The sequence below is a fragment of the Dankookia sp. GCM10030260 genome, from assembly GCF_042666655.1.
Lineage (GTDB): Bacteria > Pseudomonadota > Alphaproteobacteria > Acetobacterales > Acetobacteraceae > Paracraurococcus.
Genome location: NZ_JBHTDE010000002.1, coordinates 863,532 through 888,479, shown reverse-complemented (window position 1 = coordinate 888,479; position 24,948 = coordinate 863,532). Strand labels below are relative to the sequence as shown.

Below are 24,948 nucleotides of genomic sequence, written 5' to 3'. Positions count from 1 at the left end.
TCAGCCCGGGATGTTGGGGTCGGTCAGCCGCCGGTGTTCCTCCAGCGCGTAGCGGTCGGTCATGCCGGCGATGTAGTCGCAGACCACGCGTGCCGCCTGGGCCGAGCCCGGCTCCCCGGCGCGGTCGCGCCATTCCTGCGGCAGCATCTGCGGCCCGCCGTGCAGCAGCTGGAAGATCATCTGGCTGGCCCGCTTCGACTTCTGCATCGCCCGGTTGACCCGCCAGTGGCGGTACATCCGGTGGAACAGGAAGTCGCGGATCAGCAGGTTGGCCTCCTGCATCGGTGCCGAGAAGGCGACCACCGGCTCCGCCGCCGCGCGGATGTCGTCGGCGCTGCGCGGATCGAGGGCGGCGATCCGCCGCCCGGCCTCGGTCACCACGTCCTGCACCATGGCGTTGATCACCCGGCGCACCGTCTCGGTGATCATCCGGTCGCGGGCGATGTTCGGGTAGGTCGCCCGCACCTCCTGGTAGGCATCGCCGATCAGCGGCAGCGCCGCCGCCTCCTCCAGCGTGAACAGCCGGGCGCGGATGCCGTCGTCGAGGTCGTGGTTGTTGTAGGCGATGTCGTCGGCCAGCGCCGCCACCTGCGCCTCGGCCGAGGCATGGCTGGCGAGGTCGAGTCCGTGCCGGGCATTGTACTCGACCAGGTAGCTGGACGGGCGGCGGACCGGGCCGTTGTGCTTGGCCAGGCCCTCCAGCGTCTCCCAGGTCAGGTTCAGCCCGTCGAAGGTGGCGTAGCGGGTCTCCAGGCTGGTCACGACCTTCAGCGACTGGGCGTTGTGGTCGAAGCCGCCATAGGGCCGCATCTGGCTGTCCAGCGCCTCCTCCCCCGCATGGCCGAAGGGCGGATGGCCGAGGTCGTGCGCCAGCGCCAGCGCCTCCGCCAGGTCCTCGTCCAGCCGCAGCCGGCGGGTGATGGCACGGGCGATCTGCGCCACCTCGATGCTGTGGGTGAGCCGGGTGCGGAAGTAGTCGCCCTCATGGAAGACGAAGACCTGGGTCTTGTACTGCAGGCGGCGGAAGGCGCCGGTATGGATGATCCGGTCGCGGTCGCGCTGGAAGGGGGAGCGTGCATCGCCGCCGGGCTCGGCATGCAGCCGGCCGCGGGTGGAATCGGGCCGGACGGCCCAGGGGGCACGCGCCTCGCTTGTCATCCGGGCTGCCTAACAGCCCCCACACCGGGTCGCAACCGGGCGTCAGGTTGGAATTCCCCCGCCCGGTACCCTATCTTGGCAGGCAGAGATTTGCGGTGGCCCGCCGCTGGGCGTGGCCACCAGGAGAGAGCGATGCCCGACGGTACCGACCTGCCCCGCTTCCGCGTCACCCCTCGCGCCGCCGCGCAGGTGGCCGATATCGCCCGGCGGCAGGGCAAGCCCGGGGCCGGGCTGCGGGTCTCGGTCAGCGCCGGCGGCTGTTCCGGCTTCCAGTACGGCTTCGACCTGGTGGACCAGGCCGAGCCCGACGACCTGGTGGTGGAGGCCGGCGGCACGCGGGTCTTCGTCGACCCGGTCTCGCTGGATCTGCTCGCCGGGTCCGAACTGGATTGGAACGAGGCACTGATCGGCGCGCATTTCGTGGTGCAGAATCCGCAGGCGGTGTCGGGCTGCGGCTGCGGCGTCAGCTTCGCGGTCGCCTGACGCCCTTACCAAGCCGGCCCGGACGGGCGATGCTGGGCGGATGACCCGCCTCGCCACCTTCAACGTGAACTCGATCCGCCGGCGCGTGCCGCATCTGCAGCGCTTCCTGGCCCGGCATAGCCCCGACCTGGTGTTCCTGCAGGAACTGAAGTGCAGGACCGAGGAGTTCCCCGGCCTGGAACTGGCCGGGACCGGCTACGAGATGCGAGCGATCGGCCAGCCGGGCGGACGTAACGGCGTCGCCGTGCTCGGCCGCATTCCCTTCGAGGTGACCGGCGATGCCTTGCCCGGCGAGGCGGCGGACGACCATGCCCGCTTCGTATCAGTGAGCGCCGCCGGGATGGAGATCGCCGGCATCTACCTGCCGAACGGCAATTCCGGCGGCGAGGCCGGCTATGCCTACAAGCTGCGCTGGATGGAACGGCTGGGGGAATGGGTGCAGGCGCGGCTGGACGCCTTCGCCCCGGTCGTGGTGCTGGGCGACTTCAACGTCTGCCCGACGGATGCGGACCTGACCCCGGGCGCGCTGCCGCCGACCGACGCCCTGGTCCGGCCGGAGACCCGCGCCCGCTACCGGTCCCTGCTGCATGCCGGGATGACCGACGCGCTCGCCGCCCTGTATCCGGCGGCGGCACCCTTCACCTACTGGGACTATGGCCCGGCCTTCGAATCCAACCGCGGCCTGCGGATCGACCATGCCCTGCTCAGCCCCGAGCTGGCGGAGCGGCTGGTCGGCTGCGGCGTCGACGTCGCCGCCCGGGCCGAAGACCAGCCGAGCGACCATGCCCCGGTCTGGTGCGACCTGAGCTGACCTGGCCAGGGGGAAACCATCCCCCAGGCGCTACCAGCGCCGATAGCCCCGCCCGTAGCCATAGCCATACGGCCGGTAGCCGCCATACCCATAGCCATAGGGCCGCGGCGCGTAATATGGCCGCGGGGCGTAGTAGGGCCTGGGCGCCACATAGACGCTGGCGGCCGGCGGGTAGTAGCCCGACCCGGCCGGGTAGGCCACGCAGCCGCCGAGCGCGGCAAGCAGCGGCACGAGCAACAGGGAACGCAGGCGACGCATCGGAGAGGCTCCTTGGTTCCACCATGAAACACCGCGCTTGCGGCGAAACGCGGGCGGAACCGCGGCAACCCCGCTTACATCCGCGTCACCCCGCTTTATTGGTCGGCATACATGTGCGTCTCGGCCGCGCCACCCGGGTGGGTCACGGCGCCGAGATGCGCCGGCCCGACAAGCTGCGCGTATTTCCACAACGCGCCGGCATTGTAGTCGGTGCGGCGCGGCTGCCAGGCGGCGCGGCGGGCGGCGATCTCCGCCTCCGGGACCAGCATGTCGATGCTGCCCTGCGCGGCGTCGATGACGATCCGGTCGCCGTTCCGCAGCAGCGCGATCGGCCCGCCGACGGCGGCTTCCGGCCCGACATGGCCGATGCAGAAGCCGCGCGTGGCGCCGGAGAACCGCCCATCGGTGATCAGCGCCACCTGCTCGCCCATGCCCTGGCCGTAGATCGCCGCGGTGGTCGACAGCATCTCCCGCATGCCGGGGCCGCCCTTCGGCCCCTCGTAGCGGATGACGATGATGTCGCCCGGCTTGTAGGCGCGCGCATCCACCGCGGCGAAGGCCTCCTCCTCCGAGTCGAAGCACAGCGCGCTGCCCTCGAAGCGCAGGGTCTTCATGCCGGCGATCTTCACAATGGCGCCGTCGGGGGCCAGGTTGCCCTTCAGCCCGACCACGCCGCCGGTGGCGGAGATCGCCTTGCTGACCGGGAAGATCACGTCCTGGTCGAGCGGGAAGACCACGTCCTTGTGGTTCTCCGCGAGCGTCTTGCCGGTAACCGTCATGCAGTCGCCGTGCAGCAGCCCGGCATCGAGCAGCGCCTTGATGATCACCGGGATGCCGCCGACCTTGTAGACGTCGTAGGCGACGTATTTCCCGCCCGGCTTGAGGTCGGCGATATAGGGCGTGCGCCGCATGATGGCGACGACGTCGTCCATGGTGAACTCGATGCCGGCCTCATGCGCCATGGCCGGCAAATGCAGCCCGGCATTGGTCGACCCGCCGGTGGCGCCGACCACGACCGCGGCGTTCTCCAGCGACTTCCGCGTGACGATGTCGCGCGGGCGGAGGTTCAGCTTCAGCAGGTTCATCACCGCCTTGCCCGATTCGACGGCCCAGCGGTCGCGCTCCTCATAGGGCGCCGGGGTACCGGCGGAGCCGGGCAGCGCCAGGCCGATCGCCTCCGACACCGTCGCCATGGTGTTGGCGGTGAACTGGCCGCCGCAGGCGCCGGCGCTCGGGCAGGCGACGCATTCCAGCTCGTGCAGCTCCTCGTCGGTCATGTTGCCGGCGGCGTGCTGGCCCACCGCCTCGAACACGTCGACGACGGTGACGTCGCGCCCCTTGTACTTGCCCGGCAGGATCGAGCCGCCATACATGAAGACGCTCGGGATGTTCAGCCGCAGCATCGCCATCATCATGCCCGGCAGCGACTTGTCGCAGCCGGCAAGCCCGACCAGCGCATCGTAGCAATGCCCGCGTACCGTGAGCTCGACCGTGTCGGCGATGGCGTCGCGCGAGGCGAGCGAGGACTTCATCCCCTGGTGGCCCATGGCGATGCCGTCGGTCACCGTGATGGTGGTGAATTCGCGCGGCGTGCCCTCGGCTTCCTTGACGCCCTTCTTCACGCTCTGCGCCTGCCGCGAGAGGTCGATGTTGCAGGGCGCGGCCTCGTTCCAGCAGGTGGCGACGCCGACGAAGGGCTGGTCGATCTCCGCCTCGGTCAGCCCCATGGCGTAGTAGTAGCTGCGATGCGGCGCGCGGTCCGGCCCCACGGTGGTGTGGCGGCTCGGCAGCGTCGACTTGTCCCACTTGGTCATCACGTTCCTCCCTGCCGGAAGCCAGCGGAGGGGCACCGCCCCTCTGCACTCCCCGCCAAAGGCCGAAGGGCCTTTGGAAACCTTAAGTTTCACGGGGGTGGGTTGCCAAGGGAGGACCTGGCGCTGCGCGACGGCCGACCCACGTCCTCGTGACGCCGCGCGGCCGCGGCGGGCGGCGTCCCCGGCCCTAGGATCGGCCCAACCGATGGGAGGATCGCACGATGGCGGCCAGGATGATCGCGGGGCTTTGCGCCGCATGGATCGCGGTGGGCATCGCCCAGGCGCAGTCGCCGAGCCAGGTACCCGGGACAGCATCAGGCCCGATACCCGGGCAGCCCGCGGCGCCCGAGCCCGAAATCTGGGAGCCCACGAGCACCACCGCCATGGCGATCACCGGGCGGATCACCCTCGCCCCCGACCGCATCACCTTCGCCAACCGCGCCTCGCTGCCGCTCGAGCCGGCGGGCGAGGTCGCTGGGTTCCTCGCCGAAGGCCAGCGCGTCACCGCGACGCTCTACCGGGTGACCGAGCCCGGCAACCCGGTCCTGCTGCGTGGCAGCCGGCTCTGCGGCAATGGCCGGCCGGTCCGCGCCATCGCGGTCTGGCAGCCGCCGCCGATCGGCAATACCGCGCCGGGCCAGGGCCGCTCGCTGGCGGCCTTCAGCGGCACCGCGCCGCCCAAGGGCGCCGATGACCCCGGCAGCTGCGGCACCTTCCATTACGAATTGCCTGCCGCCCCGCGCGGCCGGCGCTGAGGGCGCGCCCTTTCCGCTGGCATCGCGGGCGCCGGGCACCGCAGACTGCTCCGGCAAGGGCCGCAGAGCCCGACCGAGGGAGATCCAGGATGCGCCACCCGACCCGCCGCCTGCTGCTGGCCGCCGGCCTCGCCGCCCCGGGCCTGGCCCGCGCCCAGAACGGCGACTGGCCGCGCCAGACGGTGCGCTACATCAATCTCTATGCCCCGGGCGGCGCCAACGACATCCTGTCGCGGCTGTTCTGCCAGGCGATGACGCAGATCACCGGCCAGCAATTCGTGGTGGAGAACCGCACCGGCGCCGGCGGCACGGTGGGCAGCGATGCCATCGCGAAATCCCGGCCGGACGGCTATACGGTCGGGCTCGGCGGCGTCGCCAACCTGGCGATCGCGCCCTCGCTCTTCCCCGGCCTGCCCTACGACCCGGCCAGGGACTACAGCTTCGTCACCGGGCTCTACCGCCAGCCCAACATCCTGATCGTCAACAACGACGTGCCGGCCCGCAGCGTGCCGGAATTCATCGCCCTGCTGAAGGCCAATCCCGGCCGCTACAACTATGCGACCGGCGGCGCCGGGACGACGCCGCACCTCTCGGCCGAGATGTTCAAGATGATGACCGGCACCGACATGCCCTTCGTGCAGTATCGCGGCGGCGCGCCTGCGTTGCTGGACCTGATGGCCGGCCAGGTGCACGCGGTCTTCGACAACCTCGCCGGCCCGATCGGCGCGGTGCGCGACGGCAAGGTGCGGGCGCTGGCGGTGACCAGCCCGGAGCGCAGCCCGGTGCTGCCGGACCTCCCGGCGCTGGCGGAATTCCTGCCCGGCTTCGACCTGACGAGCTGGAACGGCATGATCGCCCCGGCCGGCCTGCCGCCCGCGCAGGTGCACCGCATGGCGGAGCTGGCGCATCAGGCGCTCGCCCGGCCCGAGGTGATCCGCGGCTATACCGAGAACGGCGCCACGCCCTGGCCGGCCGGGCCGGAGGAATACGCGACCTACGCCCGGGCACAGGAGCCGCTGATGCGCCGGCTGGTGAAGCTCAGCGGCGCATCGGCGGGGTAGCGCCACTTGGGAAGAGCTCAGGGCCCTTCCGCCAGCAAGCAAGTTTGGGGAGGCAAAGGCATTTCCCCCTCAAGCCCCACCCTTGTTTTCGTTGAGCTTGGCATTCGCCGCGCGGCAAACGCCAAACTCAGAGAAATAGATGAGGGGTCCGGGGAGAATACCTCCTCCCCGGTCTTTCCTTCCTCGACGATTCAGGTGCTGATCCGCGCCAGCGCCGCATCCAGCCGGGCGATCTCGGCCTGGAAGCTGGCCAGCCGCTCGTGGTTCTCGGCGACCACCTCCTCCTTGGCGCGGGAGACGAAGTCGGGGTTGCCGAGCTTGGCCTCGACCTTGCGGATCTCGCCCTCCGCCACGCCGCGCGCCTTGGCCAGCCGTGCGCGTTCGGCCGGGATGTCGATGACGCCTTCGAGCGGCAGCATCACCGTCGCCTCCCCCACCACCACCTGCGCCACGCCGCGCGGCGGGTCGCCGGCCAGCGGCAGGATCTCGGTGACCCGGCCGAGCCGGCGGATGGCGTCGATCCAGCGCCCCGCCCGCGCCAGGCTTTCCGGCGCCGCGTCGCGCACCAGCAGCGGCGTGGTAACGGAAGGCGCCACGTTGACTTCCGAGCGCACCGCGCGGACCTCGGTGATGAGGCGCACCACCCAGTCCAGTTCCTCCCGCGCCGCCTCGGCCTCCGTCACCGGCACGGCCTGCGGCCAGGGGACGCGGATCAGGCTGCATTCCGGGCCGTAGCCGAAATGGTCCCAGAGCTCCTCGGTGACGAAGGGGATCGCCGGATGCAGCAGCCGCAGGATGGTGCCCAGCACATGCTGCGCCGCGCCCTTGACCTCGTCCTTCTCCGCCCCGTCCGGGCCGTTCAGCACCGGCTTGGCGAATTCGATGAACCAGTCGCAGTAGCTGTTCCAGACGAAGCGGTAGCAGGCGGCGGCATATTCATCGAAGCGGTAGGCCTCCAACGCGGCTGTGGCTTCCGCCACCGCGCGGTTGGCCGCATCCAGGATCCAGCGCGCCAGCGGCGCCCTGGCCAAGGCCGGGTCCCAGCCCGCGTCGGGCGCCACGCCGTTCATCTCCAGGAAGCGCGAGGCGTTCCAGATCTTGGTGATGAAGCTGCGATGATCCTCGACCCGCTTGCGGCCGAGCTTCACGTCGCGCCCGGGCCCGGTCAGCGCGCAGATGGTGAAGCGGAGCGCATCGGCGCCATAGGCGTCGATCAGCTCCAGCGGGTCCATGACGTTGCCCTTGGACTTCGACATCTTCTGGCCCTTCTCGTCGCGGACCAGGCCATGGATGTAGATGTCCTTGAACGGCACCTGGCCGTCCATGAAGTGCTGGCCCATCATCATCATCCGGGCGACCCAGAAGAAGATGATGTCGAAGCCGGTCACCAGCACGTCGCCCGGGTAGTAGCGCGCGACCTCGGCGGTCCGCTCCGGCCAGCCCAGCGTGCTGAACGGCCAGAGCGCGCTGCTGAACCAGGTGTCGAGCACGTCGGGGTCGCGTTCCAGCGTCACGTCTCCGCCGAACTTGGCCCGCGCCGCGGCCTGGGCCTCGGCCTCGGTCTTCTCGACGAAGATGGTCCCGTCCGGCGCGTACCAGGCGGGGATCTGGTGCCCCCACCAGAGCTGGCGCGAGACGCACCAGGGCTGGATGTCGCGCATCCAGGCGAAGAAGGTGTTCTCCCACTGCTTCGGCACGAAGCGCATCCGCCCCGTCTCGACCGCCTCGATGCAGGGCTTCGCCAGCGTCCCGGCGTCGCAGTACCACTGCCAGGTCAGCCGCGGCTCGATCGGCACGCCGCCACGGTCGCCATGCGGCACCTGGTTGGCATGCGGCTCCACCTTCTCGAGCAGGCCGAGTTCCTCCAGCCTCGCCACGATCGCCTTGCGGGCGGCGAAGCGGTCCTGGCCGGCAAGCCTGCGGACGAAGTCCGGCTCGGCCAGGCCCTCGATCGTCCGTAGGTCGCCCTCGATCTCATCCAGCGTCACCCGCGCCTCGGGGTCCAGCACCGTCGGCATCGCCACGCCGTGCCGGCGGCCGACCTCGAAGTCGTTGAAGTCGTGCGCCGGGGTGATCTTCACCGCGCCGGTGCCCTTCTCAGGGTCGGAGTATTCGTCGGCCACCACGGGGATGGCCCGGCCGACCAGCGGCACGATGACCCGCCGGCCGACCAGCGCGGCGAAGCGCGGATCCTCCGGGTGCACCGCGACGGCGGTGTCGCCCAGCATGGTCTCCGGCCGGGTGGTGGCGACGGTGATGAACGCGCCGGGCGCATCTTCCACCGGGTAGCGCAGGTACCACAGGCTGCCCTTCTGCTCGCGGCTCTCGACCTCGAGGTCGGAGATCGCGGTCAGCAGCTTGGGGTCCCAGTTCACCAGCCGGCGGTCGCGGTAGATCAGCCCCTGCTTGTGCAGGGTCACGAAGACCTCCCGCACCGCCACGGACAGCCCCTCGTCCATGGTGAAGCGCTCGCGCGGCCAGTCGAGGCTGGCGCCGAGCCGCCGCAACTGCTGCGTGATGGTGCCGCCGCTCTCGGCCTTCCACTGCCAGACCCGGTCGGTGAAGGCGTCCCGGCCCATCGCCCGGCGGTCGGGCTTGCCCTCGGTCGCCAGCAGGCGTTCCACCACCATCTGGGTGGCGATGCCGGCATGGTCGGTGCCGGGCTGCCACAGCGCGTCGCGGCCCTGCATCCGCCGCCAGCGCACCAGGGTGTCCTGGATGGTCATGGTCAGCGCGTGGCCGATATGCAGGCTGCCCGTGACATTGGGCGGCGGGATCATGATGGTGAAGGGGGCAGCCTTGCTCGCGGGGTCGGCGGCGAAGGCGCCCGAGCGTTCCCAGCCTTCATAGAGGCGGGCCTCGAAGGCAGCGGGGTTCAGGGTCTTGTCGAGCATGGGCGCATCCGTGTTCCGCGGCCCGTCCCCCGTCAAGGGGGCAAGCTCGCGTTCAGGACAGCCCGCGGCCGACCACCCGCTCGATCTCGGCCCGCACCAGGCGTTCCACCAGCGGCGGCAGATGCGCGTCCAGCCATTCCTTGAGCAGGGGCCGGAGTTCCTCCCGCACCACATCCTCGATGCTCGGGCCGCTGCGGTGGACCGGGCTGGACCGGTCGGCGGCGACCGCCCGCAACAAGCTGCCGACCGAGGCGGAGGCCGCCGCGGCGGCGGCGGCGCCGAGCAATGCCCGGTCGCCATCGGCCGGTGGCGGCGGTGGCGCGGCGGGTTCCGGCACCGGGCGTGCGACCACCGGCGGCGGGGCGGCCTCGGCCGGCGGCGCGGCCGGGGTCGCGACCAGCATCTCCTCGGTCAGGTCGAGCGGCTCCTCCTCGGCCGCGGGTGGCGACTGGGCGGCGGCGGTGGCCGGGGTGACCGCCGGCGGCGGCACCCCACCCGCCTCATCCTCGCTCAGGATGCGGCGGATGGAGGCCAGGATGTCCTCCATGCTCGGGTCGGCCGCAGCGCCCGGGGCCGGCGGCGCGCCAGGAGTCTCCTCCGCCATCAGCGCCGCTCCGCGACGTTCGAATAGTCGCCAAGCCCAAACCAGCGGTTGCGCACCGCATTGTAATAGGCCCGCATGTCGTAGGGATCGACGTCGAGACCGAGATCCTGCGCCGTCAGCCGGCCGATCGCCCCGGCCAGGGTGTAGGACTGCGAGACCACGGTCGCCAGCGCCTGCACCAGGTCGGTCCGGTTGCCCAGCAGCTCCTGTTCCTGGTTCAGCACTTCCAGCGTGGTCCGGCTGCCGACGATCGCCTCCCGCTGCACGCCGTCGAGCGCGATCTCCGAGGCCCGGATCGCCGATCGCTGGGCATCGACCTGCGCCTTCGATGCCTGCAGCTGCTCCCAGGCCTGGGTCGCCTGCTGGATCGCGGTGCGGCGCTGGTCGTCAACCGATTGCCGCGCCTGCTGGGCCGACTGCCGTGCCTGGCGGACCCGGGAATATTCCGCGCCGCCCTGGTAGAGCGGCACGGTGAGCTGCGCCACGACCTGCGCGCCGGTGATGCGGGTATGCGGGGCGACCTGGTTGTCGGATCGGAAGGCCTGACCCTGCACCGAGACCTGCGGCATCAGGTCGGATACCTGGATGTCGATGGCGTCGCGCGCCGCGGCCTCGTCGAACAGGGCGGCGACCACGGTCGGGTTGTTGGTGGCCGCGGCCAGGCCGGCCTCCTGCGCATTGGCCACCGGCGGCCGCAGCGGCTGCGGCGCCACCAGCCGCGCGGGCGAGGTGCCGACGACCCGCAGGTAGGTGGCCCGGGTGATCTGCAGCTGGCCCTCGGCCTGCGACCGGAGCGAGCGCGCATTGGCCAGGCGGCTCTCGGCCTGGGCCACGTCGGTGCGGGTGATCTCGCCGACCCGGAAGCGCTCGTTGGTGGCGCGCAGCTGCTCGGTCAGCACCTGCTCGTTGTTCACCCGCAGCCGAACGATTTCCTGGTAGAGGATGACGTTGACGAAGGCGTTGACCGTATCCGCCATCACCTGCTGCTCCTGCGCGAGCAGGCGGGCGCGCTGGCCGAGGACCTGGTTCTCGGCCCGCCGGGTGGTGGCGACGGTGCGGCCGCCACGGAAGATCGGCTGGGTGACGGTCACCTGGCTGGTGAAGAGTTGCCGCTCGGTGTGGTTGGTGACACCGCGCGTGATCCTGCCGAAGGGCACATCGGGATCGGAAAACGCCTGCAGCGACCGTGTCCGCGAGTCGACCGGGCCGCCGGAGACGGCGACGCTCACGCTCGGCCGCCAGCCGGAGAGCGCCTGCGGCACGTTCTCATCGACCGAGCGCAGCTGGGCCCGCGCGGCCAGCAGCGAAGGGTTGCTGGCATAGGCCTGGGCCATGGCATCTGACAGGGTCTGGGCCGCCGCCCGCGACGGGCCAAGGAACAGGACTGCCGGCGCCAGGAGCGCAGTGGCCAGCGCCAAAGCGGGGCGATTCGGTGTCATCGTAGCCATGTCCTTCCGTCGCGGCGGTGCCGCCAGTCATACGCCAAACCAGACGCGCCAACCGCATTTGCCTTACCGGAATGCCCGCGCGGAACAAGGGTGATCCGGATCGGCGAAACCGTATGCAACATGCCCGTCATGCCATCCCGTTCGCCCGACCCGGGATTTCAGGGCGAGCAAGCCGGGAATTGGGTGAATCTTTCATGACCCGGGCCTGCCTGCGCCGCCGGGCAATACTTCAGAAGACGAAGCCCGGCGCCGGCTGGAATTCCGGCAGGGCGGCCGTGGCGCAGTCGAAGGCCGGCGCCACGCTGACCGCACCGCCGATCCGCCGTGCCAGCACCGCCACGCCACAATGCCGGCCATCGCCCAACACCGTCACCAGACGCCCGCCTTCGGCGAGCTGCTCGGCGATGGCGGCGGGAATTTCGGGGATCTCGCCTTCGATCAGGATGACATCATAGGGCGCACCGCCGGCGAAGCCTTCGGTCGGCCGCCCCGGCTCGATCCGCACCGCGCCGGCCGGCAGGTTGGCCGCCAGGGCGCGCCCGGCGATGGCGACGAGCCCGGCGTTCGGCTCGATCGCCGTCACCCGGGCGCCGCAGCGGCCGAGCACGGCGGCGCCATAGCCGGTGCCGGCGCAGACCACCAGCGCCCGGTCGCCCGGCCGCACCGCGGCGAATTGTGCCAGCCGTGCGATCGCCATCGGCGCGACCATGGTCCGGCCACCCGGCAGCGGCACGTCCTCGTCCGCATAGGCGCGCGCCTGGACGGCGGCGGGGAGGAAATCCTCCCGCGGCAGGTCGCGCATCGCGTCGAGCACGCGCGGGTCGGTCACCCGGTTGGGGCGGAGCTGCCCATCCACCATGCGCTTCCGCGCATCCGCATAGTCCATGTAGCCGGTACCTTCTCGGGGCCGCGGGTTTATAGGGTGGGTCGCGCCGCCTCGCCAAGCCGGCGTGTTGCGGCGCACGCTTGACCTGTGCCGGGTGTGGCGCCAAAGAGGCCCGGCGCCCGGGGGTCGATCCCCTCTCAGGCGGTCCGGTGGCCGAGTGGTCAGGCACAGGTCTGCAAAACCTGCTACGGCGGTTCAATTCCGCCCCGGACCTCCAGAAGAGGGAATCGCTTTTCGGGGGCTTACAAAGCGCGGCGTGCCTGCTATACGCCCGCTCCCATGGCTGATCCGGTGTGGCGCAGCGGTAGCGCAGCGGACTGTTAATCCGTTGGTCGTTGGTTCGAATCCAACCGCCGGAGCCATCTTTCCTTCCCTTTTTCGCCGTGACGGCGCTGCTTTGCAGCGCTTCCCTCTGGCTGCGTGCAGCGGGGGATCGGCATGAGTCGCAGCGACGGGATGATGGGGCGCGGCCTGGCCGCGGTGCTGTGCGGCGCGCTCTGCCTCGGCATCTTCTTCCGCGGCCAGCTCGGCGACGGCTTCACCCTGCTGCTGGGCGACCGGCATGACGGGGTGATCGCGCTTTCGATCCTCGAGCACTGGTACAATGTCCTGCGCGGGCTCGCGGCCTGGGACCGCACCGCCTATTTCTTCCCGGTTCCGGCGACGCTCGGCTACAACGACGGCTATCTGCTGTTCGGCCTGCTGCATGCCGGGTTCCGGGCGCTGGGGGCCGACCCTTTCCTCTCGGGCGAGCTGGTGAATCTCGCCACGCGGGCGATCGGCTTCGCCGCGGCCCTGGCGCTGGGACGGCGGCTGTTCGGGTTGCCCTTCGGCTGGGCGCTGCTCGGGGCGGCGCTGTTCACCATCAGCAACAACCTGTTCATCCGCGGCAGCCATGTGCAGCTGTTCAGCGTCTCCTTCGTCCCCGCCCTCGCCCTGCTGGCGCATGGCGCGCTGCGGGCGCTGTGGGAGGGGCGGCGCGGCGCCCTGCTCGGCTGGGGCGCCGGCTTCTGCATCCTGTTCGCCGCCTGCCTGATGACCGGCTTCTACATGGCCTGGTACAGCGCGTTCCTCGGCGGGGCGCTGCTGCTCGCCTGGCTGGCGGTGGCCGGCGGCGCGGCGCGGCGGCACCTGCGCGGCGCGCTGCGGGCGCAGGCCTGGCTGCTGGCCGGGCTGGCCGCCTTCGCCGTGGCGGTGAACCTGCCCTTCCTGGCGCTGTACCTGCCCAAGGCGGCCGAGACCGGCATGCACCCCTGGGCCGACGTGGTCCGCAACGCGCCGGAGCCGCTCGACATCCTCAACGTGGGTCCGGACAACCTCCTGTGGGGCTGGCTGGTCCGCGGGCTGAACGACATCTTCCGCCCCGGCTTCCCGGCCTGGAGCGAGCGGATGACCGGCCTGCCGCCGCTGCTGCTGGCCTGCTACGCGGCCGCGCTGGCCTGGCTGGCGCGCGGCCCCGTCCTGCCCCCGGCGCGGCTGGCGCTGCTGCGGGCGCTGGGCCTGGCCAGCCTGGTGACCTGGCTGCTGACCATCCAGGTCGGCGGGGTCACCGCCTGGTCGCTGGTCTACCAATACGTGCCGGGGGCAAAAGCGCCGCGGGTGGTGGCGCGCTACCAGCTCTTCCTGACGCCGACGGTCATCCTGCTGGCGCTGGCCTTCCTGGCGTCGCGCCGATGGGGCCGGCTGCCGGTGGCGGTGGTCGCGGCCGTGCTGCTGCTGGAACAGCTGAACGGCTATTCGCCGCGCTTCCTCGACCGGCCGCTGGAGGCCGGCCGGCTGGCCGCGGTGCCGCCGCCGCCCGCCGGCTGCCGCGCCTTCTATGTCTCCGCCGCCCGCGCCGAAAGCCGGTTCGGCGAAGCGGTGGCCGACCCCTACAACCACAATACCGAGGCGATGATCGTTGCCGCCGTCCGGCACCTGCCCACGGTGAACGGCATCTCCACCTTCAACCCGCCGCATTGGCCCGAGGGCATCCCCACCGACCCCGGCTACCGCGACGCGGTCGAGGCCTATGCCCGGGCCTGGGGGGTCGCCGGCCTCTGCGGCCTCGACCTGCGGACCATGGCCTGGAGCGGGCCGGAGGAGCGGTAGCCGCCCACCGTGGCGGTGCCCTATGCTGCCGGGCTTCGGGCAGGGCGGGACGGCAGGCATGACGGTGAGCACCAAGGTCGGCGACTACCAGGACAGCGTCTGCCCGCATGACTGCCCCTCGACCTGTGCGCTGGAGGTCGAGGTGCTGCGCGACGATGCCGGCCTCGGGCGGGGGATCGGCACCGTCCGCGGCGCCGCGGCCAACAGCTACACCGCCGGGGTGATCTGCGCCAAGGTCGCCCGCTACGCCGAACGTGTGCACCATCCGGACCGCCTGCTACGCCCCTTGCTGCGGACCGGCCCCAAGGGTTCCGGCCAGTTCAAGGAGATCGGCTTCGAGGAGGCGCTGGACCGCGTCGCCGCGGCCTTCGCCGAACGCACCGCACGCCACGGGTCGGAGACCGTCTGGCCCTACTACTATGCCGGCACCATGGGGCTGGTGCAGCGCGACGGCATCCACCGGCTGCGCCACGCCATGGGCTATTCCGGCCAGCTCAACACGATCTGCACCGCGCTCTGCGAGGCCGGCTGGATCGCCGGCGTCGGGAAGTACGGCGGCCCGGACCCGCGCGAGATGGCGGAGGCCGACCTGATCGTCATGTGGGGCGGCAACCCGGTGGCGACGCAGGTCAACGTGATGACCCATGTCACCCGCGCCCGGAAGGCGCGCGGCGCCAAATTCGTCGTCGTCGACCCCTACCGCACCGGCACCGCCGCCGCGGCCGACATGCACCTGGCGGTGCGGCCAGGCACCGATGGCGCGCTGGCCTGCGCGGTGATGCATATCGCCTTCCGCGACGGCCATGCCGACCGCGACTACATGGCGCGCCTGTCCGACGCGCCGGCCGGGCTGGAAGCGCACCTGGCGGCGCGCGGCCCGGACTGGGCCAGCGCCATCACCGGCCTGACGGTCGCCGAGATCGAGGCCTTCGCCGCGCTCTACTGCCGCACCGAGCGCGCCTATATCCGCTGCGGCTACGGCTTCTCCCGCAGCCGCAACGGCGCGGCCTCGCTCCATGCCGTGACCTGCCTGCCGACGGTGACCGGCAAGTGGCGCCATCCGGGCGGCGGCGCCTTCTGGAGCAACCGGGCGATCTACCACTGGGACAAGTCGCTGATCGAGGGCCACGACGCCCGCGATCCCGGTATCCGCATCCTCGACCAGAGCCGCATCGGCGCTGTGCTGACCGGCGACCGGCGCGACCTCGGCGACGGCCCGCCGGTGACCGCCCTGCTGATCCAGAACACCAACCCCGTGGTGGTGGCGCCGGCCAGCGGCAAGGTGCGCCAGGGCTTCCAGCGCGACGACCTGTTCACCTGCGTGCATGAGCAGTTCATGACCGACACCGCGAAATATGCCGACGTGGTGCTGCCGGCGACGATGTTCGTCGAGCACGACGACCTGTATCAGGCCGGCGGCCACAGCCATATCCAGCTGGGCCCCAAGCTGGTCGAGCCGCCGGGCGAATGCCGTTCGAACCACGAGGTGCTGCAGGGGCTGGCGCGGCGGCTTGGCGCCCGGCACCGCGGCTTCGAGATGACGGCGCGCGAGATCGCCGATTGGACGCTGCAGGCCTCCGGCTGGCCGGGCTGGGACGAGATCGCCGCCGGCCGCTGGCTGGACGTGCAGCCGGGCTTCGCGGAGTCGCATTTCGAGACCGGCTTCGGCCACAAGGACGGGAAATTCCACTTCGCCCCCAATTGGGCGGCGATCGGCCCCGACCATGCGGTGATGCCGGCCCTGCCCGACCACATGGCGACGATCGACGCCGCGGACGACGGCCATCCCTTCCGCATGGTGACCGCGCCGGCACGGCAGTTCCTCAACACCACCTTCACCGAGACGCCCGGGTCGCGGAAGCGCGAAGTCCGGCCCACGGCGCTGCTGCATCCGCGCGATGCCGCGCGGCTCGGCGTCGTGGATGGCGGACGGGTGCGCCTCGGCAATGCGCGCGGCGAGGTCGTGGTGACGGCGAAGCTGGCCGCGGGCCAGCAGGAAGGCGTCGTCATCGTCGAGAGCGTCTGGCCGAATGCCGATTTCGCCGGCGGCATGGGCATCAACCTGCTGGTCAGCGACGACCCCGGCCCGCCCAAGGGCGGCGCGGTGTTCCACGACACCGCGGTCTGGGTGCGGCCGGCGGCGGCGGTGGTGGAAGGCCTGGCGGCGGAGTAGGCAAGGTTGGGGAGGGGAACGTATTCCCTCCCCAAACCCCACTTTTCCTTTTTGTGGGCTTGGCACCCGCCGCGCGGCAGGTGCGAACCCACAGAAATAGAGGAGGCTCCAGGGAGGATACCTCCTCCCTGGCCTTGCTTCATCCCAGCCGCGCCGCGCCCGCCGCGGTCAGGTGCGCCAGGCGCCCGGCGCTGAACACCGCCACCACTGCAGGACCTTGCGGGTCGACCACCACCACGTCACCGCGCAGCCCCGGCGCCAGCGTCCCGCGATCCGCCAGTCCCGCCGCCGCGGCCGGATTGGCCGAGACCAGCGCCCAGGCCTGCGCCAGGTCCATCCGGCCCCGCCGCGCCATGGCGAAGGGCGCCTCCAGCAGCGCCGGCCAGTGGTAGTCGCTGGCTAGCACCGTCACCAGGCCGCGCTCCGCCAGCGGCGCGGCGCCGGCCCAGCCGAGATGGCTGCCGCCGCGCACCACGTTGGGCGCACCCATCACCACCGGCTCGCCATGCGCGCGGGCGTCGGCGGCCACCGCCTCGGCCATCGGGAATTCGCAGATCCGCGCGCCATGGCCGCGGTAATGCGCGCGGTCTTCCGGCGTCGCATCGTCATGGCTGAGCATCGGCAGCCCGGCCGCGCCCGCCGCCGCCGCCAGCCGCGCGCGCGCCGCCGGCACCTCGCCGCGCCGCGACGCGACGCGTTCGACCAGCGTGCGGAACTCGGCCGGCGCCATGCCGGCGCGGCCGGCGTATTTCGCCACCTCCTTCTCGTTGCCGAGCTTCCTCAGGATCGACGGCGTGTGGTCGTTGAAGCCGAGCAGATGCACCCGCCCCACGGCGATATCGGCGAGTGCATCGTCCAGCGCATCCAGGTTGTCCGCCTCGAAGCGCAGATGCACCCGCAGGTCGAGCGCCAGGCCCGGCCGGGCCGCATCCAGCGCCGCCATCAGCAGCCGCCAGGTCTCCAGCGAGCGCAGCCCCGGCTCCCAGGACAAGGTCACCCCCAGATAGGCGGTGGTGATGCCGCAGCCGAGCAGCTGCGTCGCGGTGTCGCGCACCGCAAGGCCTACCGGAAAGCCGACCCCCGGGCGGGGTTGCAGGCTGCGCTCATGCGCATCGCCATGGATGTCGACCAGGCCCGGCAGCACCAGCAGGCCGCGCGCATCGAATCCACGCGCATCGGGCGCGGCCTCGGCGACGCAGCCCGCCGCCAGCGCCACATCGGCCGGGCGCAGCGTACCCTCCAGCAATGCCGTGCCGCCGGCGATCCGCCAGGCCTGTCTTCCCATGCTCAGCTTTCCACCAGGATCTGCATGCGGCCCGCGGCATAGCAGGCGATGCTCAACTCGATCGGCTCGCCGGCATTGTCCACGTTGATCGCCTCGGTCACCAACACCGGCCGGGTCCGCGCCTGTTCCAGCAGCGTTGCTTCCTCCGCGGTCGGCATCCGCGCGGTGATCCGCGTCGACAGCCGCCGGTAGTCGGCGACGCCCAGCACGGCCAGAGCATGGGTGATGGAGGAATCCTCGGCCAGCAGCCGGGCGATGCCGGGGAATCGCGCGACGGAGAAATAGTGCGCGCCGAGCACCACCGGCCGGCCATCGACCAGGCCGAGCCGTTCCGCCACCACCACCGGCCGGTTGCGGCGCAGCTTCAGGGCCTCCGCCACCGGACCGTCGGCATCGATCTCCTCCAGCCGCAGGATGCGCCCCTGCGGCTCGCGGTTCTGCCGGCGGATGGTCTCGGAGAAGCGGGTGCGCGGGCCGAGCGGGTAGTCCAGCACATCTTCGGCGACGAAGCTGCCGCGGCCCTGCTCGATCCGCACCAGGCCGCGCGACTGCAATTCCTCCATCGCCCGGCGGACGGTGTGGCGGTTGACGGCGAAGCGGGCGGTGAGCTCGGCCTCGGTCGGCAGCCGCGCCCCGGGCGGCAGGCTGCCGGCGCCGATCTGCGTCTCCAGCGCGCCGACGATCTGCCGCCAGAGCGCCACGCCCTGGCCGCGCGCGAGCGGCACGGCGCCGCCAAGGGTATCCGCACCTGTCATCGAAGTTTCAAACATGCGCGCAGCCTGCCATGGCACATGGCTCCTGGATATCGGGCTGGACATCCGCTTGTCTAGACCTTTATAGGGGACCGATGAGCGTGACCGCAGAAGCGCTGAAGACCGAAGCCCCGGCCCACGCCGCGCGGCGCCGCTGGATGGGCGTCCTGGCGCGCGCCACGCGGGCCGAGATCGCCGCGCTGCTGGACGCCGCCCCGCCCTTGCCGCCGCACCGCCGGCTGCGCGGGCCGGAAACCGGGCTGGTGATGGTGCGTGGCCGCCAGGGCGGCGACGGCGCGCCCTTCAATCTCGGCGAGATGACCGTCACCCGCTGCAGCGTGCGGCTCGAGGACGGCACGGTCGGCCATGCCTATGCCGCCGGACGCGATGCCGGGCAGGCCGAGCTTGCCGCGCTGCTCGACGCCGCCTTGCAGGATCCCGGACGCCGGGCCGGGCTGCTTGCCGCGGTGATCGAGCCGCTGGCCGCGGCCCAGTCCGCCCGTGCCGCCGAGGCTGCGGCCAAGGCGGCGGCGACCCGGGTGCAGTTCTTCACCATGGCGACCATGCGATGAGCCCCGCTTTGACCCCCGGCTTCGCCGAGCCGGTACTCGACTCGCAGCGCTGCTTCCGCGCGGTGCTGGAAGCCATGGCCAGGCCCGGCCGGGTCCAGCGCCTGCCCGGCCTGCCCGAGCCGCCGGCGCCGCTGGGCGCCGCGGCGGCGGCGGTGCTGCTGACCCTGGCGGATGCCGATACGCCGGTCTGGCTGGACGCGGGCGCCGCGGCCGAGGCCTGGCTGCGCTTCCATGCCGGCGCCCCGGTCGTTGCCGCCCCGGCGGAGGCCGCCTTCCTGCTCGCCTGCGGCGCGCCGCCGGCGCTGCGCGACCTGGCCCAGGGCACCGAGGAGGAACCGCACCGCTCCGCCACGCTGATCCTGCAGGTCGACGCGCTGGAGGAAGGCGCCGGCTGGCGGCTGACCGGACCGGGAATCGAACAGGCCCACCGGCTGCGCGTGGCGGGACTGCCCGCCGAATTCGCCGCCGACTGGCAGGCCAACCGCGCGCTCTTCCCCCGCGGCGTCGACCTCGTCCTCTGCGCCGGCGACCGGCTGGCCGCCCTGCCCCGCACCACCAGCTTGGAGATCGGCTGATGGCCTATGTCGCCGTCAAGGGCGGCGAGGCGGCGATCGACGCCGCCCATGCCTGGCTGGCCGAGGAGCGCCGCGGCGATCCCGCGCTGCCGGAGCTGACGGTCGAGCAGATCGGCCAGCAGCTCGGCTTGGCGGTGGACCGGGTGATGGCGGAGGGCGCCTGCCACGACCGCGGCCTCGCGGCGCTCGCCATCAAGCAGGCGCGCGGCGACCTGATCGAGGCCGCCTTCCTGCTGCGCGCCTACCGCACCACCCTGCCGCGCTTCGCCGCCAGCGCGCCGCTGGATACCGGCGCCATGCGCATCCGCCGCCGCATCAGCGCCACCTACAAGGACCTGCCGGGCGGGCAGGTGCTGGGGCCGACCTTCGACTATACCCACCGGCTGCTGGACTTCGCCCTGGCCGCGGCCGGCGAGCCGCCGCTGCCCAGCCCCCAGGCCCCGGCCGAGACGGCGACCATGCCGCGGGTCACCGGCATCCTGGCGCAGGAAGGCCTGATGCAGGCGGAGGCGCCGTCGGACGCGGTGCCGTCCGACCTGACGCGCGAGCCGCTGGCCTTCCCCGCCGACCGCCCGCTGCGGCTGCAGGCGCTGGCCCGCGGCGACGAGGGATTCCTGCTGGCGCTCGGCTATTCCACCCAGCGCGGCTACGGCAACGCCCACCCCTTCGTCGGCGAGATCCGCATGGGCGAGGTGGCGGTCGAGATCGTCCCGCCCGAGCTCGGCTTCGCCATCGAGATCGGCGACCTCACCCTGACGGAATGCCAGATGGTCAACCAGTTCGCCGGATCGAAGACCGCGCCGCCGCAGTTCACCCGCGGCTATGGGCTGGTCTTCGGCCATGCCGAGCGCAAGGCGATGGCCATGGCGCTGGTCGACCGGGCGCTGCGCGGCGCCGAGCTGGGCGAGGATGCGGATGCCCCGGCGCAGAGCCAGGAATTCGTGCTGTACCACTGCGACAACGTGGAGGCGACCGGCTTCGTCGAGCACCTGAAGCTGCCGCACTACGTCGATTTCCAGTCGGAGCTGGAGAAGATCCGCCAGCTGCGCGCGACCGCCCTGCGGGAGGCGGCGGAATGACCGCGCCCGTCGGATCGGCAGCGGGCGGCGAGCACCGGGGCCGTGCATCGGCCGGCCAGGCTGCCGGCTATAATTTCGGCTACCTGGATGAGAACACGAAGCGGATGATCCGCCGCGCCCTGCTGAAGGCGGTGGCGATCCCCGGCCACCAGGTGCCCTTCGGCAGCCGCGAGATGCCGCTGCCTTATGGCTGGGGCACCGGCGGCATCCAGGTGACCGCCGCCGTCATCGGCCCGGCCGACACGCTGAAGGTGATCGACCAGGGCGCCGACGACACCACCAATGCCGTCTCCATCCGCCGCTTCTTCGCGCGCGTGGCCGGGGTGGCGACGACCGAGCGGACCGAGGCCGCGAGCATCATCCAGACCCGCCACCGCATCCCCGAGACCCCGCTGCGGGAGGGCCAGGTGCTGGTCTACCAGGTGCCGATGCCGGAGCCGCTGTTCCGCCTGGAACCCCGCGTGGCGGAGACGAAGCGCATGCACGCGCTGGCCGACTACAGCCTGATGCATGTGAAGCTCTACGAGGACATCGCCCGGCACGGCCATATCGCCACGTCGTACAACTACCCGGTCATGGTCGGCGGGCGTTACCTGATGTCGCCCTCCCCCATCCCCGCCTTCGACAATCCCAAGATGCACCGCATGCCGGCCTTGCAGCTGTTCGGCGCCGGGCGGGAGAAGCGGATCTACGCCGTGCCGCCCTATACCGAGGTGCGCAGCCTCGACTTCGAGGACCACCCCTTCGTGCCCATCCGCGCCGACGCCGCCTGCGCGCTCTGCGGCAGCCGCGCCAGCTATCTCGACGAGGTGGTGACCGACGATGCCGGGGGCCGGATGTTCGTCTGCTCCGACACCGACTACTGCAACACCCGGCAAGCCGCGCGGGAAGCCGCGGAATGACCGCGCCGCTGCTGCAGGCCACGGGCCTTTCGCTGCGCTACGGCGCTGTGCCGGCGCTCGACGACGTCGGCCTCTCGATCTGGCCGGGCGAGGTCGTCGCCATCGTCGGTGAATCGGGCTCGGGCAAGACGACGCTGCTGCGCGTGCTGTCCGGCCTGCTGCGGCCGGATGCGGGGGAGGTGCTCTACCGCGATCCCGCCGGCGCGACCCATGCCATCCAGGCCATGCCGGAAGCCGCGATGCGCCGGCTGCACCGCACCGACTGGGGCTTCGTCCACCAGAATCCGCGCGACGGGCTGCGCCTCGGCGTCTCCGCCGGCGGCAATATCGGCGAGCGGCTGATGGCGACCGGGGCGCGGCACTACGGGTCGATCCGCGCCGAGGCGACCGAATGGCTCAGGCGGGTCGAGATCGACCCGGCCCGCATCGACGGGCTGCCGCGCACCTTCTCGGGCGGCATGCAGCAGCGGCTGCAGATCGCCCGCACGCTCGTCACCCATCCGCGCCTGGTCTTCATGGACGAGCCGACCGGCGGGCTCGACGTCTCGGTGCAGGCCCGGCTGCTCGACCTGATCCGCGCGCTGGTCGCCGATCTCGGCCTCGCGGTGCTGCTGGTGACGCACGACATCGCCGCCGCCCGGCTGCTGGCGCACCGCATGCTGGTGATGCGCCAGGGCCGCGTGGTGGAACAGGGGCTGACCGACCGGGTGCTGGACGACCCGCAGCACGCATACACCCAGCTCCTCGTCGCCTCGGTGCTGGCGGCATGAGCTGGGCGCTGCGCACCGAGGGCCTCGGCAAGGCATTCACCCTGCACCTGCAGGGCGGCACGCGGATCCCGGTACTGCAGGGGGTCGAGCTGGAGGTCCGCCCGGGCGAATGCGTCGCCCTGGCCGGGGCCTCGGGCGCGGGGAAATCCACCCTGATGCGCTGTCTCTATGGCAATTACGGCGCCGGCGAGGGCCGCATCCTGCTGCGCCACCGCGGCGAGGCGCTCGACCTCGTCGCCGCCGATCCGCGTCTGGTGCGGGAGATCCGGCGTGACACGCTCGGTTACGTCTCCCAGTTCCTCCGCGTGATCCCGCGCGTTGCGACCCTCGACATCGTGGCCGAACCCCTGGCCGCGCGCGGCCTGCCGCGGGACGAGGCGCGCGCCCGTGCCGCCGCGCTGCTGGCCCGGCTGAACCTGCCGGCCCGGCTGCATGGCCTGCCGCCGGCCACCTTCTCGGGCGGCGAGCAGCAGCGGGTGAACCTGGCGCGCGGCTTCGCGCCGCATTATCCGGTCCTGCTGCTGGACGAGCCGACCGCCAGCCTTGACGCCGGCAACCGCGCCGTGGTCATCGGGTTGATCGAGGAGGCCAAGCGCGCCGGCGCCGCCATCATCGGCATCTTCCACGACACCGAGGTCCGCGACCAGGTCGCCGACCGGCTCTTCGAGGTCACCCCCATGCAGGCCGCGGCATGAAGGAAACCATCCTCACCAACGCCAGGCTGGTCCTGCCGGCCGAGGTGGTGCAGGGCACGATCGTCATCCGCGGCCACCAGATCGCCGAGGTGCAGCCCGGCCGCAGCCATCTCAGCGCCGCCGAGGACCTCGACGGCGACCACCTGATCCCCGGCGTGGTGGACGTGCACACCGACAACCTGGAACGCCAGGTTCTGCCGCGCGCCAATGCCCGCTGGCCCAGCCGGTCCGCCATGCTGGCGCATGACGCGCAATGCGCTGCCGCCGGGGTGACCACGGTGCTGGATGCGCTCTGCCTCGGCGATCTCGGCTTCGATGCCGGACGCGGCCAGACCTTCCTCGACGGCGTGCGCGACCTGGATGCGCTGGGCGATACCGGCCTGCTGAAGGCGGAGCATTTCCTGCATCTCCGCTGCGAGTTGCCGGCGCGGGACATGCCGGCCGCGCTCGACCCGGTGGCCGACCATCCGCGGGTGCTGATGGCCAGCCTGATGGACCACTCCCCTGGTGTCGGCCAGTACCGCGACATCGGCCGCTACCGCGCCATGCGGCAGCGCCAGATGCAGATCTCCGAATCCGAGGTCATCAAGCGGATCGAGGAACTGCTGGCGCAACGCGCCAGGCTGCGCGAGCCGCAGCGCCGCTGGCTGCTGCGGCGGCTGGCGCATCGCGACCTGCCGCTGGCCTCGCATGACGACGACAGCGCCGCGGAGGTCGCGCAGAACGCCGAGGACGGTATCCGCATCAGCGAATTCCCCGTGGTGATGGACGCCGCGCTCGAGGCGAAGCGGATCGGCGTCGCGGTCATCGCCGGCGCGCCGAACATCGTCCGCGGCGGCAGCCATTCCGGCAACGTCGCGGCGGCCGACATGATCCGCGCCGGCGCGGTCGATGCCCTGGCCAGCGACTATGTCCCGGCCGCGCTGGTCGAGGCCGCCTGGCGGTCGGTGGCCGAGACCGGCATCGGCCTGCCGGCCGCCGTCGCCATGTTGACCGACGCGCCGGCCCGGATGGTGCGGCTGGCCGATCGTGGCCGGCTGGAGGCCGGGCTGCGCGCCGACCTGGCCCGGGTCGCCGCCATCGGCGAGTTGCCCTTCGTCCGCCAGGTCTGGCGGGCCGGGGAGCGAGTCGCTTGATCGGTGCGCCCCGGCCGGAGGCGCGGCTCGCGCTGTACTGGGCGCCGGAACTGGACGACCCGCTGCATGCCCTCGGCTCCGCCTGGCTGGGCCGGGATGCGGAGACCGGCGCGCCGCGGCCGCAGCCGGAGTTGCCCGGGCTCGACATCGCCGAGTTGACCGCCGATCCGCGCGGCTATGGGCTGCACGCGACGCTCAAGCCGCCCTTCCGCCTCGGCCTGTCCTGGGCGGAGGCGGTTGCGGCAGCGGAAGCGCTGGCGGCGCGGATCGCGCCCTTCGACTTGCCGCCGCTGGCGGTGCAGGACCTGCAGGGCTTCCTGGCGTTGCGCGAAACCGCGCCCTGCCCCGGCCTGCAGGCGCTGGCGGATGCCTGCGTCGAGGCGATGGAGCCCTGCCGCGCCGCGGCCTCGGAGGCCGAGCTGGCGCGGCGGCGCCGGTCCGGGCTGACCCCGCGGCAGGACGCGCTGCTGCAACGCTGGGGCTATCCCTACGTCTTCGAGGAATGGCGCTTCCACGTCACCCTGACCCGGCGGCTGACGGCGGCGGAGAAGGCCGTGGTGCTGCCCGCGGTCACCGACTTCCTCGGCGCGGCCCCGGCCCGGCCGCGCCGGGTCACGGCGATCAGCCTGTTCACCCAGGCCGCCGCCGGCGCGCCCTTCCTGATCGCCGAGCGCCTGCCGCTGGGCGGTTGACCGGCGGCGCCTGGGCTGCGCCAATCCGGGCAAGGAAGCGTCCCGCGGAGCCCA

At 72.0% G+C, this 24,948-nt stretch carries 23 protein-coding genes and 2 tRNA genes; 16 read left to right on the top strand and 9 right to left on the bottom strand.

Going from position 1 to position 24,948, the window contains the following annotated elements; all coding sequences use genetic code 11:
• Complete coding sequence (locus ACFQS7_RS10660; protein WP_380067024.1) at positions 1–1,158, bottom strand: deoxyguanosinetriphosphate triphosphohydrolase; 1,158 nt, start codon at positions 1,156–1,158, stop codon at positions 1–3.
• A gap of 132 nt (positions 1,159–1,290) precedes the next feature.
• Between ACFQS7_RS10660 and ACFQS7_RS10655 the strand changes: the two genes are divergently transcribed.
• Together ACFQS7_RS10655 and xth are read left to right on the top strand one after the other, a co-directional pair.
• Entirely contained in the window at positions 1,291–1,641 is a 351-nt protein-coding gene (locus ACFQS7_RS10655) for a HesB/IscA family protein (protein ID WP_380067023.1), read from the top strand.
• A 40-nt stretch (positions 1,642–1,681) separates the two neighbouring features.
• Positions 1,682–2,452 carry an exodeoxyribonuclease III gene (xth, locus tag ACFQS7_RS10650; RefSeq protein WP_380067022.1) on the top strand — a complete coding sequence of 257 codons (771 nt, stop codon included), beginning with the start codon at positions 1,682–1,684 and terminating at the stop codon, positions 2,450–2,452.
• Between the two features lie 30 nt (positions 2,453–2,482).
• On the opposite strand, the gene ACFQS7_RS10645 is transcribed toward xth, so the two are convergent.
• Complete coding sequence (locus ACFQS7_RS10645) at positions 2,483–2,710, bottom strand: hypothetical protein (protein WP_380067021.1); 228 nt, start codon at positions 2,708–2,710, stop codon at positions 2,483–2,485.
• Between the two features lie 95 nt (positions 2,711–2,805).
• Positions 2,806–4,524 (bottom strand): dihydroxy-acid dehydratase, encoded by a 1,719-nt coding sequence (gene ilvD / locus ACFQS7_RS10640; protein WP_380067020.1) that lies wholly within the window; start codon positions 4,522–4,524, stop codon positions 2,806–2,808.
• Positions 4,525–4,907: 383 nt separating this feature from the next.
• Here ilvD and ACFQS7_RS10635 point away from each other — a divergent pair, with 383 nt between their 5' ends.
• A complete protein-coding gene (locus ACFQS7_RS10635; RefSeq protein ID WP_380067019.1) occupies positions 4,908–5,279 on the top strand; it encodes a hypothetical protein in 372 nt (123 codons plus the stop codon).
• Between the two features lie 89 nt (positions 5,280–5,368).
• On the top strand, positions 5,369–6,340 hold the full coding sequence (locus tag ACFQS7_RS10630; protein WP_380067018.1) for a Bug family tripartite tricarboxylate transporter substrate binding protein: 972 nt from the start codon (positions 5,369–5,371) through the stop codon (positions 6,338–6,340).
• Between the two features lie 191 nt (positions 6,341–6,531).
• On the opposite strand, the gene ACFQS7_RS10625 is transcribed toward ACFQS7_RS10630, so the two are convergent.
• The 4 genes from ACFQS7_RS10625 to ACFQS7_RS10610 all read right to left on the bottom strand — a co-directional run bounded on the left by ACFQS7_RS10625 (position 6,532) and on the right by ACFQS7_RS10610 (position 12,172).
• Entirely contained in the window at positions 6,532–9,234 is a 2,703-nt protein-coding gene (locus ACFQS7_RS10625; RefSeq protein WP_380067017.1) for a valine--tRNA ligase, read from the bottom strand.
• 52 nt (positions 9,235–9,286) lie between these two features.
• Positions 9,287–9,838, bottom strand: coding sequence for a DUF2497 domain-containing protein (locus ACFQS7_RS10620; protein WP_380067016.1), 552 nt, complete (start codon positions 9,836–9,838; stop codon positions 9,287–9,289).
• On the bottom strand, positions 9,838–11,277 hold the full coding sequence (locus ACFQS7_RS10615; protein WP_380067015.1) for a TolC family outer membrane protein: 1,440 nt from the start codon (positions 11,275–11,277) through the stop codon (positions 9,838–9,840). The genes ACFQS7_RS10620 and ACFQS7_RS10615 overlap by 1 nt, the downstream gene beginning before the upstream one ends.
• Positions 11,278–11,515: 238 nt before the next feature.
• Entirely contained in the window at positions 11,516–12,172 is a 657-nt protein-coding gene (locus tag ACFQS7_RS10610) for a protein-L-isoaspartate O-methyltransferase (protein WP_380067014.1), read from the bottom strand.
• A 143-nt stretch (positions 12,173–12,315) separates the two neighbouring features.
• On the opposite strand from ACFQS7_RS10610, the gene ACFQS7_RS10605 reads away from it, so the two are divergent.
• The 4 genes from ACFQS7_RS10605 (at position 12,316) to ACFQS7_RS10590 (ending at position 16,436) form a co-directional block, all read left to right on the top strand.
• Positions 12,316–12,389 (top strand) — tRNA-Cys (locus ACFQS7_RS10605).
• A 70-nt stretch (positions 12,390–12,459) separates the two neighbouring features.
• Positions 12,460–12,534: transfer RNA gene (locus ACFQS7_RS10600), tRNA-Asn, on the top strand.
• A gap of 76 nt (positions 12,535–12,610) precedes the next feature.
• A complete protein-coding gene (locus tag ACFQS7_RS10595) occupies positions 12,611–14,263 on the top strand; it encodes a hypothetical protein (RefSeq protein WP_380067013.1) in 1,653 nt (550 codons plus the stop codon).
• Between the two features lie 58 nt (positions 14,264–14,321).
• Positions 14,322–16,436, top strand: a complete 2,115-nt coding sequence (locus tag ACFQS7_RS10590) for a molybdopterin-dependent oxidoreductase (RefSeq protein ID WP_380067012.1) — start codon at positions 14,322–14,324, stop codon at positions 16,434–16,436.
• Between the two features lie 139 nt (positions 16,437–16,575).
• Here ACFQS7_RS10590 and ACFQS7_RS10585 read toward each other — a convergent pair whose 3' ends face one another.
• Both ACFQS7_RS10585 and phnF read right to left on the bottom strand, forming a co-directional pair.
• Positions 16,576–17,721, bottom strand: coding sequence for an alpha-D-ribose 1-methylphosphonate 5-triphosphate diphosphatase (locus ACFQS7_RS10585; protein ID WP_380067011.1), 1,146 nt, complete (start codon positions 17,719–17,721; stop codon positions 16,576–16,578).
• Between the two features lie 2 nt (positions 17,722–17,723).
• Complete coding sequence (gene phnF, locus ACFQS7_RS10580; protein ID WP_380067010.1) at positions 17,724–18,476, bottom strand: phosphonate metabolism transcriptional regulator PhnF; 753 nt, start codon at positions 18,474–18,476, stop codon at positions 17,724–17,726.
• A 92-nt stretch (positions 18,477–18,568) separates the two neighbouring features.
• Between phnF and phnG the strand changes: the two genes are divergently transcribed.
• From phnG to ACFQS7_RS10540, 8 genes are all read left to right on the top strand, one after another.
• Entirely contained in the window at positions 18,569–19,045 is a 477-nt protein-coding gene (gene phnG, locus ACFQS7_RS10575) for a phosphonate C-P lyase system protein PhnG (protein ID WP_380067009.1), read from the top strand.
• Positions 19,042–19,620 (top strand): phosphonate C-P lyase system protein PhnH, encoded by a 579-nt coding sequence (gene phnH / locus ACFQS7_RS10570; protein WP_380067008.1) that lies wholly within the window; start codon positions 19,042–19,044, stop codon positions 19,618–19,620. The genes phnG and phnH overlap by 4 nt, the downstream gene beginning before the upstream one ends.
• Positions 19,620–20,699 (top strand): carbon-phosphorus lyase complex subunit PhnI, encoded by a 1,080-nt coding sequence (locus tag ACFQS7_RS10565; RefSeq protein WP_380067007.1) that lies wholly within the window; start codon positions 19,620–19,622, stop codon positions 20,697–20,699. Before phnH ends, ACFQS7_RS10565 begins: the two co-directional genes overlap by 1 nt.
• A gap of 104 nt (positions 20,700–20,803) precedes the next feature.
• Positions 20,804–21,601: an alpha-D-ribose 1-methylphosphonate 5-phosphate C-P-lyase PhnJ gene (locus tag ACFQS7_RS10560; protein WP_380067243.1), complete on the top strand. Its 798-nt coding sequence runs from the start codon at positions 20,804–20,806 to the stop codon at positions 21,599–21,601.
• On the top strand, positions 21,598–22,371 hold the full coding sequence (gene phnK, locus ACFQS7_RS10555) for a phosphonate C-P lyase system protein PhnK (protein WP_380067006.1): 774 nt from the start codon (positions 21,598–21,600) through the stop codon (positions 22,369–22,371). The genes ACFQS7_RS10560 and phnK overlap by 4 nt, the downstream gene beginning before the upstream one ends.
• Complete coding sequence (gene phnL, locus ACFQS7_RS10550) at positions 22,368–23,066, top strand: phosphonate C-P lyase system protein PhnL (protein ID WP_380067005.1); 699 nt, start codon at positions 22,368–22,370, stop codon at positions 23,064–23,066. The genes phnK and phnL overlap by 4 nt, the downstream gene beginning before the upstream one ends.
• Complete coding sequence (locus tag ACFQS7_RS10545; protein ID WP_380067004.1) at positions 23,063–24,202, top strand: alpha-D-ribose 1-methylphosphonate 5-triphosphate diphosphatase; 1,140 nt, start codon at positions 23,063–23,065, stop codon at positions 24,200–24,202. Before phnL ends, ACFQS7_RS10545 begins: the two co-directional genes overlap by 4 nt.
• Complete coding sequence (locus ACFQS7_RS10540) at positions 24,199–24,894, top strand: DUF1045 domain-containing protein (RefSeq protein ID WP_380067003.1); 696 nt, start codon at positions 24,199–24,201, stop codon at positions 24,892–24,894. Before ACFQS7_RS10545 ends, ACFQS7_RS10540 begins: the two co-directional genes overlap by 4 nt.
• Positions 24,895–24,948 lie beyond the last annotated feature (54 nt).

Excerpts from the sequence above, each read along its gene's own strand:
- ACFQS7_RS10660 (WP_380067024.1), bottom strand. The coding sequence starts at position 1,158 with ATGACAAGCGAGGCGCGTGCCCCCTGGGCCGTCCGGCCCGATTCCACC.
- ACFQS7_RS10655 (WP_380067023.1), top strand. The coding sequence starts at position 1,291 with ATGCCCGACGGTACCGACCTGCCCCGCTTCCGCGTCACCCCTCGCGCC.
- xth (WP_380067022.1), top strand. The coding sequence starts at position 1,682 with ATGACCCGCCTCGCCACCTTCAACGTGAACTCGATCCGCCGGCGCGTG.
- ACFQS7_RS10645 (WP_380067021.1), bottom strand. The coding sequence starts at position 2,710 with ATGCGTCGCCTGCGTTCCCTGTTGCTCGTGCCGCTGCTTGCCGCGCTC.
- ilvD (WP_380067020.1), bottom strand. The coding sequence starts at position 4,524 with ATGACCAAGTGGGACAAGTCGACGCTGCCGAGCCGCCACACCACCGTG.
- ACFQS7_RS10635 (WP_380067019.1), top strand. The coding sequence starts at position 4,908 with ATGGCGATCACCGGGCGGATCACCCTCGCCCCCGACCGCATCACCTTC.
- ACFQS7_RS10630 (WP_380067018.1), top strand. The coding sequence starts at position 5,369 with ATGCGCCACCCGACCCGCCGCCTGCTGCTGGCCGCCGGCCTCGCCGCC.
- ACFQS7_RS10625 (WP_380067017.1), bottom strand. The coding sequence starts at position 9,234 with ATGCTCGACAAGACCCTGAACCCCGCTGCCTTCGAGGCCCGCCTCTAT.
- ACFQS7_RS10620 (WP_380067016.1), bottom strand. The coding sequence starts at position 9,838 with ATGGCGGAGGAGACTCCTGGCGCGCCGCCGGCCCCGGGCGCTGCGGCC.
- ACFQS7_RS10615 (WP_380067015.1), bottom strand. The coding sequence starts at position 11,277 with ATGACACCGAATCGCCCCGCTTTGGCGCTGGCCACTGCGCTCCTGGCG.
- ACFQS7_RS10610 (WP_380067014.1), bottom strand. The coding sequence starts at position 12,172 with ATGGACTATGCGGATGCGCGGAAGCGCATGGTGGATGGGCAGCTCCGC.
- ACFQS7_RS10595 (WP_380067013.1), top strand. The coding sequence starts at position 12,611 with ATGAGTCGCAGCGACGGGATGATGGGGCGCGGCCTGGCCGCGGTGCTG.
- ACFQS7_RS10590 (WP_380067012.1), top strand. The coding sequence starts at position 14,322 with ATGACGGTGAGCACCAAGGTCGGCGACTACCAGGACAGCGTCTGCCCG.
- ACFQS7_RS10585 (WP_380067011.1), bottom strand. The coding sequence starts at position 17,721 with ATGGGAAGACAGGCCTGGCGGATCGCCGGCGGCACGGCATTGCTGGAG.
- phnF (WP_380067010.1), bottom strand. The coding sequence starts at position 18,476 with ATGACAGGTGCGGATACCCTTGGCGGCGCCGTGCCGCTCGCGCGCGGC.
- phnG (WP_380067009.1), top strand. The coding sequence starts at position 18,569 with ATGAGCGTGACCGCAGAAGCGCTGAAGACCGAAGCCCCGGCCCACGCC.
- phnH (WP_380067008.1), top strand. The coding sequence starts at position 19,042 with ATGAGCCCCGCTTTGACCCCCGGCTTCGCCGAGCCGGTACTCGACTCG.
- ACFQS7_RS10565 (WP_380067007.1), top strand. The coding sequence starts at position 19,620 with ATGGCCTATGTCGCCGTCAAGGGCGGCGAGGCGGCGATCGACGCCGCC.
- ACFQS7_RS10560 (WP_380067243.1), top strand. The coding sequence starts at position 20,804 with ATGATCCGCCGCGCCCTGCTGAAGGCGGTGGCGATCCCCGGCCACCAG.
- phnK (WP_380067006.1), top strand. The coding sequence starts at position 21,598 with ATGACCGCGCCGCTGCTGCAGGCCACGGGCCTTTCGCTGCGCTACGGC.
- phnL (WP_380067005.1), top strand. The coding sequence starts at position 22,368 with ATGAGCTGGGCGCTGCGCACCGAGGGCCTCGGCAAGGCATTCACCCTG.
- ACFQS7_RS10545 (WP_380067004.1), top strand. The coding sequence starts at position 23,063 with ATGAAGGAAACCATCCTCACCAACGCCAGGCTGGTCCTGCCGGCCGAG.